General features: G+C 53.2%; 12 protein-coding genes. 7 read left to right on the plus strand and 5 right to left on the minus strand.

Going from position 1 to position 11,998, the window contains the following annotated elements; genetic code table 11:
- The first annotated feature begins 3 nt into the window (after window positions 1-3).
- The 7 genes from dusB (at window position 4) to INP77_RS08985 (ending at window position 8,049) form a co-directional block, all read left to right on the plus strand.
- Window positions 4-1,047 (plus strand): tRNA dihydrouridine synthase DusB, encoded by a 1,044-nt coding sequence (dusB, locus tag INP77_RS08955; protein WP_194748697.1) that lies wholly within the window; start codon window positions 4-6, stop codon window positions 1,045-1,047.
- Window positions 1,047-1,283 carry a helix-turn-helix domain-containing protein gene (locus tag INP77_RS08960; protein WP_194748698.1) on the plus strand — a complete coding sequence of 79 codons (237 nt, stop codon included), beginning with the start codon at window positions 1,047-1,049 and terminating at the stop codon, window positions 1,281-1,283. Before dusB ends, INP77_RS08960 begins: the two co-directional genes overlap by 1 nt.
- Before the next feature lie 92 nt (window positions 1,284-1,375).
- Window positions 1,376-2,980, plus strand: a complete 1,605-nt coding sequence (purH, locus tag INP77_RS08965; protein ID WP_194748699.1) for a bifunctional phosphoribosylaminoimidazolecarboxamide formyltransferase/IMP cyclohydrolase — start codon at window positions 1,376-1,378, stop codon at window positions 2,978-2,980.
- Window positions 2,981-3,090: 110 nt separating this feature from the next.
- Entirely contained in the window at window positions 3,091-4,359 is a 1,269-nt protein-coding gene (purD, locus tag INP77_RS08970; protein WP_194748700.1) for a phosphoribosylamine--glycine ligase, read from the plus strand.
- Between the two features lie 6 nt (window positions 4,360-4,365).
- On the plus strand, window positions 4,366-5,280 hold the full coding sequence (gene hemF / locus INP77_RS08975) for an oxygen-dependent coproporphyrinogen oxidase (protein ID WP_194748701.1): 915 nt from the start codon (window positions 4,366-4,368) through the stop codon (window positions 5,278-5,280).
- Between the two features lies 1 nt (window position 5,281).
- Complete coding sequence (locus INP77_RS08980; protein WP_194748702.1) at window positions 5,282-6,586, plus strand: M18 family aminopeptidase; 1,305 nt, start codon at window positions 5,282-5,284, stop codon at window positions 6,584-6,586.
- A gap of 68 nt (window positions 6,587-6,654) precedes the next feature.
- Entirely contained in the window at window positions 6,655-8,049 is a 1,395-nt protein-coding gene (locus INP77_RS08985; RefSeq protein WP_194748703.1) for an amino acid permease, read from the plus strand.
- A 75-nt stretch (window positions 8,050-8,124) separates the two neighbouring features.
- Here the strand turns inward: INP77_RS08985 and INP77_RS08990 are convergent, their stop codons facing one another.
- The 5 genes from INP77_RS08990 to INP77_RS09010 all read right to left on the minus strand — a co-directional run bounded on the left by INP77_RS08990 (window position 8,125) and on the right by INP77_RS09010 (window position 11,993).
- Entirely contained in the window at window positions 8,125-8,448 is a 324-nt protein-coding gene (locus INP77_RS08990) for a c-type cytochrome (RefSeq protein WP_194748704.1), read from the minus strand.
- A gap of 204 nt (window positions 8,449-8,652) precedes the next feature.
- Window positions 8,653-9,588 (minus strand): D-hexose-6-phosphate mutarotase, encoded by a 936-nt coding sequence (locus INP77_RS08995; protein WP_194748705.1) that lies wholly within the window; start codon window positions 9,586-9,588, stop codon window positions 8,653-8,655.
- Window positions 9,588-11,444, minus strand: coding sequence for a dihydroxy-acid dehydratase (gene ilvD / locus INP77_RS09000; RefSeq protein WP_194748706.1), 1,857 nt, complete (start codon window positions 11,442-11,444; stop codon window positions 9,588-9,590). The genes INP77_RS08995 and ilvD overlap by 1 nt, the downstream gene beginning before the upstream one ends.
- A gap of 103 nt (window positions 11,445-11,547) precedes the next feature.
- Window positions 11,548-11,832, minus strand: coding sequence for a TIGR03643 family protein (locus INP77_RS09005; RefSeq protein ID WP_228518839.1), 285 nt, complete (start codon window positions 11,830-11,832; stop codon window positions 11,548-11,550).
- Entirely contained in the window at window positions 11,805-11,993 is a 189-nt protein-coding gene (locus INP77_RS09010; RefSeq protein ID WP_194748707.1) for a YbdD/YjiX family protein, read from the minus strand. The genes INP77_RS09005 and INP77_RS09010 overlap by 28 nt, the downstream gene beginning before the upstream one ends.
- Window positions 11,994-11,998 lie beyond the last annotated feature (5 nt).

Raw genomic sequence — 11,998 nt, forward strand, 5'->3', positions numbered from 1 at the left:
AGCATGCAAATCGGACCGCATCAACTCAAGAACAACCTGGTGGTTGCCCCTATGGCGGGCGTGACCGACCGTCCTTTCCGCATGTTGTGCAAAAAAATGGGGGCGGGGCTGGCCGTCTCCGAAATGGTCACCTCCAATTCCTTATTGTATGGCAGTGAAAAAACCAAGCGCCGCGCCAACCATGAAGGCGAAGTCAGCCCGATCTCGGTACAAATTGCCGGCGCAGAACCGGCCATGATGGCCGAGGCCGCCAAACATAACGTCGACAATGGTGCACAAATCATCGACATCAACATGGGTTGCCCGGCCAAAAAAATCTGTAACGTCATGGCTGGGTCTGCCCTGCTGCGAGACGAACCGCTGGTGTCCCAAATCCTCAAGGCCGTGGTCAATGCGGTGGATGTGCCAGTCACCCTGAAAATCCGTACCGGCTGGGATAGACAAAATAAAAACGCCATCCAGATTGCCAGAATGGCAGAAGACATCGGCATTCAGGCGCTGACGATTCATGGCCGCACGCGTAATGACCTTTACCATGGCGACGCCGAATATGACACGATTGCCGCCGTCAAGCAGCAAATCAAGATTCCGCTGATTGCCAATGGCGATATCACCACGCCAGAAAAAGCCAAATTTGTGCTTGATTACACCCAGGCCGACGCCGTCATGATCGGCCGTGCAGCCCAAGGCCGCCCCTGGATCTTCCGCGAAACCGAGCACTTTCTGAAGACTGGCGAGCACATGCTGCCGCCGACCGTAGATGAAATTCACCAGGTGATGCTGGAGCACTTGCATGACTTATATGCTTTTTATGGTGACCTCACCGGCATGCGCGTCGCACGCAAGCATATTTCCTGGTATACCAAGGGCTTATCTGGCTCTGCGGCCTTCCGTCACAATATGAATACCTTGCAAACCATAGAATTACAATTACAAGCCATCAATGACTTCTTTGCCGAGCTCCGTGCGAAAAACGACCGTCTGGTCTACGCCGAGGAGACTGAACTGGATCAAGAGCACCCAGGCACCCAGGAGCTCGCAGCCTAATGCAAACCGATAGTAAATTAAGTCTCGCCGTACGCGAGTCTCTGGACGACTATTTCATGCATCTGGATGGGCAACCGCCGCATGCGATTTACGAAATGGTGCTTGGCTGCGTGGAAAAGCCCATGCTGGAATACGTACTGAACAAAGTGGGCGGCAACCAGAGCAAAGCCGCCGACATGCTGGGCATTAACCGCAATACCCTAAGAAAAAAAATGGCCGCCTACGGCCTCGAATAAGCATGACCCCGGTCTGATGACATCCCAACATCAGACCTTTTCATTTTTTAAGCCTTTTCATTTTTTATTTTGCAACTCCATTCAAACTCATTATGACGATTAAACGCGCGCTTATCAGTGTTTCCGATAAAACCGGTGTGCTGGAACTGGCACAATCCCTGCACCAACTGGGTGTAGAAATCCTTTCCACGGGGGGCACTGCAAAACTGTTCCGTGACAACCACATTCCCGTCAAAGAAGTGAGCGACTTTACCGGTTTTCCAGAAATGCTGGATGGCCGGGTCAAAACGCTGCACCCCAAGGTGCACGGTGGCCTGCTGGGACGCCGCGACCTGCCTGAACATGTGGCGGCCATGCAGCAATATGGCATTGAGAATATCGACTTGCTCGCCGTCAATCTGTATCCGTTTGAAGCGACGGTGGCCAAGCCCAACTGCACGCTTGAAGATGCGATTGAAAACATTGATATCGGCGGTCCGGCCATGGTGCGTTCCGCAGCCAAAAACTGGAACGATGTCGCCGTACTGACAGACGCTGCCCAGTACACTGAAGTGGTCAACGAGTTGAAAGCCAATCAGGGCGCCGTGTCCAAAGCAACACGTTTCAAATTGTCTGTGGCCGCATTTAACCGCATTGCCCAATACGATGCCGCCATCAGCAACTACTTGTCCGCCATTGACTTCACCGAAACCGAAGCGGCAGGCAAGCCAGTCCTGAGCCAGTTCCCAGGCCAGATGAACAGCAATTTTGTCAAAGTACAAGACCTGCGTTATGGTGAAAACAGCCATCAGCAAGCCGCCTTCTACCGTGACCTCTACCCTGCCCCAGGCAGCCTGGCCACCGCGCAACAATTGCAGGGCAAAGAATTGAGTTACAACAACATCGCCGATGCAGATGCGGCTTGGGAAGCTGTGAAATCTTTCACCGGCCCGGCCTGCGTGATTGTCAAACACGCCAACCCTTGCGGTGTAGCCCTGGGCGTGAACGCACTGGAAGCCTACAGCAAAGCCTTCAAAACCGATCCGACCTCGGCTTTTGGCGGCATCATTGCCTTCAACTGCACGCTTGATGGCGCAGCTGCCGAAGCCGTTTCCAAACAATTTGTCGAAGTGCTGATTGCCCCCGATTTTACGCCAGAAGCCCTGGCCATTTTCACCGCCAAAGCCAACGTACGCGTGCTGAAAATCGCCTTGCCCCAAGGAGGCAATAACGCTTGGGAACAAGGCCGCAATGCCGTCGATTCCAAGCGTGTGGGTTCAGGTATTTTGCTGCAATCTGCCGACAACCATGAGATGCACATGGCAGACCTGAAAGTGGTCACCAAACTGCAACCAACGCCACAACAAATGCAAGACCTGCTGTTTGCCTGGAATGTGGCTAAATACGTCAAGTCCAATGCCATCGTATTCTGTGGCAATGGCATGACCTTAGGCGTGGGTGCAGGCCAGATGAGCCGTGTCGACAGTACCAAAATCGCCGCCATCAAGGCGCAAAATGCCGGCTTGAGCCTGCAAGGCTCAGTGGTCGCTTCTGACGCATTTTTCCCGTTCCGGGACGGCGTAGACGTACTGGCCGATGCAGGTGCGAGTTGCGTGATCCATCCCGGTGGTAGCATGCGCGATGAGGAAGTGATTGCGGCGGCTGATGAACGTGGCCTGGCCATGGTCGTGACCGGCATTCGCCACTTTAGACATTAATTCTTTTTGCCACAGAGAACACAAAGAACGTCTTCAAAGCATTCCGCCTTTGAGTGCTACTCTGTGTCTTCTGAGTTCTCTGTGGCTCAAACTTAATCAGGTAATAAAAGATGAAAATTTTAGTGATTGGTTCTGGCGGTCGTGAGCACGCACTGGCCTGGAAAGCCGCACAAAACAAAGCAGTGAGCCGCGTTTATGTTGCTCCCGGTAATGCAGGCACCGCGACAAATCCTGACATGATCAATGTGCCGATAACCAAAATCGATGAGTTGGTAAAATTTGCCGAAGATGAGCAGATTGCGCTGACCATTGTCGGCCCGGAAGCCCCGTTATCGCAAGGCGTGGTCGATGCATTCCGCGCCGCTGACCTGAAGATTTTTGGCCCGACTAAAGCAGCGGCACAATTGGAAAGCTCCAAGGATTTTGCCAAAGCATTTATGGTCCGCCACAACATCCCTACCGCCAAATACCAGACCTTCAGCGAGGTCGCACCAGCGCATGCCTACATTGATGCCAATGGCGCACCCATCGTCATTAAGGCGGACGGCCTGGCAGCGGGCAAAGGCGTGGTGGTTGCCATGACATTGGAAGAGGCCCACGCCGCAGTCGATGCGATGCTGGCTGACAATAAGCTCGGCGATGCCGGTGCACGCGTAGTCATTGAAGAGTTTTTGACTGGCGAAGAAGCCAGCTTTATGGTCATGGTCGATGGCAAAAACATCTTGCCACTCGCCACCAGCCAGGACCACAAACGCCTGCTTGATGCCGACCAAGGCCCCAACACCGGCGGCATGGGCGCTTACTCGCCTGCGCCAGTGGTGACGCCAGAGATCCACGCCAAAGCCATGCGCGAGATTATTGTGCCTACCGTTGAAGGCATGGCCAAAGATGGCATCCCGTATACCGGCTTTCTGTACGCCGGGTTGATGATTACACCGGCAGGCGATGTGAAAACACTGGAGTTCAATTGCCGCATGGGTGACCCCGAAACGCAGCCCATCATGATGCGCCTGAAATCAGACCTGGTCGAACTGGCTGAACACGCAGTCAATGGCACGCTGGACCAGGCACAAGCAGAATGGGACAGACGTTTTGCCTTGGGTGTGGTGATGGCAAGCGCCAATTACCCGGATACCCCCAGATTGGGCGATGAAATTCATGGCTTGCCGAAAGACGTACAGGATGGTCATGTGTTCCACGCTGGCACCACCCTCAAGGACGGCAAGGTAGTCACCAGTGGCGGTCGCGTCTTGTGTGTGACGGCCTTGGGCGAAACGGTCAAGTTTGCGCAACAGCAAGCTTATAAAGTACTGGAACAAATCCAGTTCGACGGTGCTCAGTACCGTAAAGATATCGGTTACCGCGCCATCAAAAACTAAGCTGTCATGACAAACCAGATCCAACCCCAGGCCGTCTTTGATTACCTGCAAGGCTTGCAGGCCCGTATTGTCGAAGCCATTGAACTCGTCGATGGCAAAACCTTTTTGCAGGATAGCTGGCAGCGCCCTGAAGGTGGGGGCGGGAACTCTTGCCTGCTCGAAGGCGGAAACGTGTTTGAGCGGGCTGGGGTTGGCTTTTCACATGTGCTCGGCAACAAGCTACCGCCTGCGGCCAGCGTCGCACATCCCGAAGCAGCGGGCCGCCCCTGGGAGGCCATGGGCGTCTCCCTGGTGTTTCACCCGCATAACCCCTATGTGCCGACCGTACACATGAATGTGCGTTTTTTTGTCGCGCGGGCGCAACAGGCGGGTGAAGAGGATATCTGGTGGTTTGGCGGCGGCATGGATCTGACGCCTTACTATGGCTTTGAAGACGATTGCATCCACTTTCACCGCGTTAATAAAGAAGCGCTGGCTGCCTTTGGCGCCGATTATTACCCCAAATTCAAAAAAGACTGTGATGCTTACTTTTTCCTCAAGCATCGCAAGGAGCCGCGCGGAATCGGCGGTGTCTTTTTTGATGACTTTAGTGAATTGGGCTTTGAAAAAAGCTTTGCCTTGCAACGTGCAGTGGGTGATGCCTTTATCAACGCCTACTTGCCTATTGTGCAACGGCGTAAAGAGACGCCTTATGGCGAACGCGAACGCGATTTCCAGGCTTATCGCAGAGGCCGTTATGTCGAGTTCAACCTGATTTTTGATCGCGGCACGATCTTTGGGTTACAGTCCAATGGCCGTACAGAGTCCATCTTGCTCTCTATGCCACCCATCGTTAAATGGCGCTATGACTGGAAACCTGAAGCCCGTAGCGCAGAGGCCAAACTGTATACTGACTTTTTGATTGAAAAGGACTGGGTTTAATATGCAAGTTTCAGTAGAAGCCAGACAACACGCGCAAGCCCTGCTGGATTTTATTGATCAAAGCCCCAGCCCTTGGCACGCGGTAGACACGGTCGCAAGCCGACTCAAGGCGCATGGCTTTAAAAACCTGCGTGAAAACGAACCTTGGCAATTCAAGGCAGGGGGTAAATATTTCGTAGTGCGTGATGGCGGCTCCATCATTGCCTTTGTACTTGGTCAACAAGCCCTTGCCGACAGCGGTCTGCGCATTGTCGGCGCGCATACCGACTCACCCGGCCTGCGCCTGAAACCGCATGCAGCTTACAGCACAGAAGGTCTGGCGCAACTAGGGGTAGAAGTCTATGGCGGCCCCATTCTGGCGACTTTTACCGACCGCGACTTGAGTCTGGCCGGTCGTGTGGTGCTCCGCACCCCTGAGGGCCTGCAAACGCGCCTGGTCAAATTGGAGCAGCCGATGGCGCGCCTGCCCAATCTGGCCATACACATGAACCGCGAAGTGAATGAAAAAGGCCTGGTACTCAACAAGCAAACCGGTCTGCCCCTGATTTTTGGTCACGCAGCCAACAGCACCGAAGCCAAACAATTGCTGATTGATACACTCGCCGGCAAACTGGCCGTGCCCGCAGACGTCATTGCTGGCTGGGATCTCACTTTTTATGACACCCAGCGCGGCAGTTTCTGGGGCATGGAACAAGAATTTATTGCCAACAGCCAACTGGACAACCTGGCCTCGTGCCATGCCGCGTTGGAAGCCCTGTTAGGCACCGAAACGCCGCAGGCGACCTCTATTTGTGCACTGTTTGACCACGAAGAGGTGGGCTCTGAAAGCGCCACGGGGGCGGGTGGCAGTTTTTTGCTGGATGTGATTGAGCGAATTTGTCATAGCACTCATCTCACGCCAGAAGACAAGCTGCGCAGCTTTGCCAACAGTTTTTTTATCAGTGCCGATATGGCGCATGCCTTTCACCCCAATCATGCCGGCAGCTATGAACCGTGTCACCATGTGCAAGTCAACCAGGGCCCGGTCATTAAAACCAACGCCAACCAGCGCTACAGCACCAATGCCGTCACGGCTGCGCGCTTTATCCACTTGTGCGAACAAGCGGAGGTCCCCTATCAACAATATGCGCACCGCACCGATTTAGGCTGCGGCAGCACCATAGGGCCCATCATGGCAGCGCAATTAGGCATCGCCACCGTCGATGTCGGTAACCCGATGTGGGCCATGCACAGCCTGCGCGAAAGTGCGGGTGTGCTCGATCATGGCTACATGATTGCCACACTCAGCCGGCATTACGCCAGCTAATCCATCAGCAGCATTGACGCTGGTACAACGATTGCTTTACCCTAGGCAGACATGGGGAGAATCAATCAATGCTAGAACAATTATTGCGCAAAAAACCTATCCAACCACATGCGCATACCGGCCTGAAAAAATGTTTAACCGCCTTTGACCTGGCCTTGCTAGGCATCGGTGGCGCCATCGGTACCGGCATTTTTGTCCTGACCGGCATCGCGGCCGCGACCCAATCCGGCCCCGCCGTCGTCCTTTCATTTATTATTGCGGCCATCGCTGCAGGATTTGCGGCGTTATCTTATGCCGAACTCTCGTCTTCAATTGGCGGCTCTGGCAGCGCCTATGGTTACAGCTATGTCGCGTTTGGCGAGTTTGCTGCATGGATGATGGGCTGGATGCTATTACTGGAGTATGGCGTTGGCGCTGCAGCGGTTGCCAATGGCTGGGCAGGTTACTTTGTAAACACCTTGAGCAACCTAGGTCTGCATTTGCCAGCGCACTTGACCAAGGCACCGGTGTTAGGCGGCACCATCAACCTGCCAGCCTTTGCCATTATCTGGGTGTTGACCCTGTTACTCATGGTCGGCGTTAAGGAAAGTGCGCGAGCCAATAACCTGATGGTGATTATCAAACTGTCCACGATTGCGATTTTTCTCGCCCTGTCCGTGGGTCATATTCACACCGAAAACTGGCTGCCATTTATGCCGTTTGGCTGGTTTGAAACGCTGGACAACGGCAAAAATATTGGCGTACTGGCTGGCGCCTCGCTGGTCTTTTTTGCCTATTTTGGCTTTGATGCTGTGTCAACCGCGGCTGAAGAATGCAAACTGCCACAACGCGACTTACCGATTGGGCTGATCGCTTCACTGGCATTTTGCACCATTATTTATATCATCGTCTCTGGCACGCTGACCGGTGTGATTCCTTATCACGAGCTGAATACCTCGTCACCCGTGGCTTATGCATTGACCAAACTGGGTTATACCTGGTCATCCACACTAGTGGCGACTGGCGTGCTGGCTGGCTTGATTACTGTGCTGCTGGTGCTGCTCTACGGCCTGACACGTATTTTATTTGCCATGAGCCGCGACGGCCTGATTTCCCCGGTATTTTCAGCAGTGAATCCTGACCGCCAAACACCGAGTAAAATTATCTTGCTTTGCGGAACGGTGGTTTCCATCGTAGCCGGTTTTATCCCGCTCGGCGAATTGGCAGAAACGGTCAATATCGGGACGCTGGCCAGTTTCATTATGGTCTGCATTGGCGTGATCCGCTTGCGTCAGACCCATCCAGACTTACCGCGGCCGTTCAAAAATCCTTTTAATCCGCTGATCCCACTTGGCGGCGTCATCACCTGCGGTGCGCTAATGTCGTTTTTACCCGCCTCAACCTGGCATCGCTTTGGCTTGTGGGCAGTGGTGGGCGTGGTGTTCTATTTTGTTTACTCACTCAGACACAGCCGCTTGCGCTAACAATTTAGCCCGCGCGAGCAGCAATAAAAAAGCCGACGATTGAGTCGGCTTTTTTGATTCACAGCAACGCTGGAATTACAGAGACAATACCCATTCAACAATGGTTTTGATGTCTTCGTCTTTCACTTGTGGGCTGTTTGCTGGCATTGGAATATTGCCCCAAACACCGCTACCACCCGCTTTAACTTTAGCGATCAATTTAGCTTCAGCACCTTTGTCGCCTTTGTATTTAGCAGCAACATCTTTGTAAGCTGGGCCCAATACTTTAGCATCCACACTGTGGCAAGCCAAACAGCCGCTTTTTTGTGCCAATGCTTTAGCAGCGGCAGCGTCAACAGCGTGAGCAGAACCTGCCATCAACATGGTCGCTGCTGCGATTGCGGATAATAAAACTTTCATGCGATCTCCTTGAATATCCTCTAAATAAATAGAACCCCGAAATGCAATTTTCGTGCATGTGGCATCTTACCTGACCAGCCAAAATCTACAATAGTAAAACCGCTAAAATACGAGGCCGTATTGATAATTTGAACCAGTTTGGCGTTTTGCCAACACCCTAAAAACGCACGTGAAACAAGATGGTTGACACGTGTCACAACAAGGTTACAGGGTCTCGATCGAATACTCGGCGCTCAGGACATGTTTGCGGCCAGGATTAATCACCACCATATTATCCAGCGCGTTGGTTGTTTCCACACAAATGGTCTTGCGCCACTCTTCGCCCACGCCCATATCGCCCATGGTCGCAGCCTTATCGGCACCAGGATTCCAGACAACCGTGGTATCACTGCCGGATTTGGACACATGGATGATGCGATTATAGCCGCTGTCATGGATAGAACAATCAGAGCTGTGATCGACATAAACACGGTCATATTCGTGGCCGTCAAAGCTCAATGGGTTGTGCTCGACGTTGCGCTCGTATTTGAGTAGCTTATCCAGATAAACCAAATCTTGCATGCCGGTAATTTTGATATTGGATAAATCACTGACATTAAAATAGGTGTGAAAGGCTTCACTAATCACAAATGGATGCTCAGCCAGATTGGTGGTCGCCAGATCAATCCGCAAGCGGCGGCCAATAGTAATGGTCAGCGTCAGCTCATAAGGATAGGACAACTGACGTTGTGCTTCTGGCGTTTGCTGCATTTCGAGAATGATGCGGGTGGCACCGGTTGGCGTCGCGTCAATATCCATGACTCGCCAGGGAATCACGCGCGCAAAGCCATGCGGACACAAAGTGCTGTCGGTAGGGTGCGCGCCAAACCACGGCCAGCAAATGGGGACGCCACCGCGGATAGAACGCCCTTTGACATAACGCGCATTGCTGGACAACCATAAAACCGGGTGTGAAAGGAACTTGGGTTGCCAGTGCATGACATGTGCGCCCTGCAAGGCAATCTTGCCGGTCGCCAGCGGATTATCAATTTCGAGATATTGCAGACCGTTTTCGTCTTGCCATTGATTGACATGCGCATGCAACTTCATGCGCTTGGTCATTTCCATGCTTTTGGCGAGGATGCTACATTCGTCGTTCATTATCTTCCCCTTTCGATCTGGGTCACATCACGCACGGCGCCTTTGGCGGCACTGGTGCTCATGGCGGCATAAGCGCGCAAGGCAGGTGAGACCAGACGCTCACGGTTCAGCGGTTTCCATGCCTGGGCGCCTTTGGCCTCCATATTGGCTCGGCGGTGCGCCATTTCTTCATCAGTCACCGCCAGGTGTATGGTGCGATTCGGAATATCAATTTCTATGGTGTCGCCTTCCTGCACTAGGCCGATCGCACCGCCTTCAGCAGCTTCTGGCGAGGCATGCCCAATACTCAGGCCGGATGTACCACCTGAGAAACGGCCATCAGTCAGCAAGGCACAAGCTTTACCCAACCCTTTGGATTTGAGGTACGAGGTCGGATAAAGCATTTCTTGCATGCCCGGCCCGCCACGCGGCCCTTCATAGCGAATCACCACGACATCCCCGGCCACAATCTTGTCGTTGAGAATGGCTTCCACGGCAGAGTCCTGGCTTTCAAATACACGGGCGCGCCCGGTGAATTTAAGAATACTGTCATCCACGCCTGCTGTTTTCACGATACAGCCATCTTGCGCAATATTGCCATAGAGCACGGCCAGCCCTCCATCCAGCGAGTAGGCATGCGCCTTGTCGCGGATACAGCCATTTTCACGGTCATTATCCAGCTCTGGCCACAGCATGCTCTGGCTAAACGCGATGGTGGTTGAAATGCCACCAGGCGCAGCACGATAAAACTTTTTCACGTCCTCATCCTGCGTGGTCATAATGTCCCATTTGGCCAGTGCTTCGCCCATGGTTGCACTATGAACGGTTGGCACGCCCGTATGGATGACACCGGCACGATTCAGTTCGGCCAGGATGCCCATCACGCCACCGGCACGATGCACATCTTCCATGTGATATTTGCTGGTTGCAGGTGCCACTTTGGAAACGCACGGTACCTGACGTGAGATGCGGTCGATGTCTTTCATGGTGAAATCGACACCGGCTTCATGCGCAGCCGCCAGCAAATGCAAGACGGTATTGGTAGAGCCGCCCATGGCCACATCCAGACTCATGGCGTTCTCAAACGCTTGCATGGTCGCGATATTGCGTGGCAACACACTGTAATCATCCTGCTCGTAGTGGCGTTTTGCCAGCTCAACAATCAGTCGACCCGCTTGCAGGAACAACTGCTTGCGCGCAGCATGGGTGGCGAGTGTAGAACCATTGCCTGGCAAACTTAAACCCAAGGCTTCAGTCAGACAGTTCATCGAGTTGGCGGTAAACATGCCCGAACAGGAACCGCAGGTTGGGCACGCAGAACGTTCTACCTCTGCCACCTCTTCATCACTGACATGACTATCCGCGGCTTCGACCATGGCATCGACCAAATCCAGCTTGCGTATCTGGCCTTGCCAGTTCACTTTACCGGCTTCCATAGGGCCACCAGATACAAATACGACAGGGATATTCAAGCGTAATGCCGCCATCAACATGCCCGGCGTGATCTTGTCACAGTTGGAGATACACACCAGCGCATCCGCACAGTGCGCATTCACCATATACTCAACACTGTCAGCAATCAAATCACGGCTAGGCAGGCTGTAGAGCATGCCTCCATGCCCCATGGCGATACCGTCATCGACAGCAATTGTGTTAAATTCTTTGGCTACGCCACCCGCTTTTTCAATTTCACGGGCAACCAGTTGACCTAGATCTTTTAAATGCACATGGCCAGGAACAAACTGCGTAAACGAGTTAGCCACCGCGATAATCGGTTTGGAAAAATCTTCATCTTTCATACCAGTGGCACGCCACAAGGCGCGGGCACCAGCCATGTTACGACCTTGAGTAGTCGTGTGAGAACGGTATTTAGGCATGGGAAACACTAGGATTGACGTTAAAATCCTATTTTAACTGAATCCGTAGCCGCATGTGCGGCTGAAACAGCTTTGTTACATTCGCGGCGCGCGATAAAAAATGCTAAGGTCGGTATTGCTTGTGTTGATAGGACGAGCAATGCCGACTCACCGCCGGGCTGCGTAGCGCCTGGTGCTTGGTATGTTGGCCACGCGTACGTTTACGCCAGGCAATAAATGCAGCCGAACTTAGTTGCTGCCGCATGAGGATAATCACGTCTGCCTGCCTGAGCCCAAACTGGCTGGCAATTGCCTCAAACGGCGTACGATCCTCCCATGCCATCTCAATAATGCGCGAAATATCCCCTGGATCCATTTCAGCTAGCAACACCGTTTGACGCCTGTCCATTTCTGATCCTGCCATTGTTTGAAAAATGCTGCCCGCCCTAGCAGAGGCGGCGCATCAGGCAAATGCGCATGATGCTCGGCATAATGTGCCAGATAGCGTTCATAGGCATCATCGCCAGAAAGCTGTCTGACACGCTGCCATATTTGCTTGAGCAATCGCATGATGT

The sequence above is a fragment of the Methylophilus sp. 13 genome (genome assembly GCF_015354335.1).
In the GTDB taxonomy this organism is placed as follows: Bacteria; Pseudomonadota; Gammaproteobacteria; order Burkholderiales; family Methylophilaceae; genus Methylophilus; species Methylophilus glucosoxydans.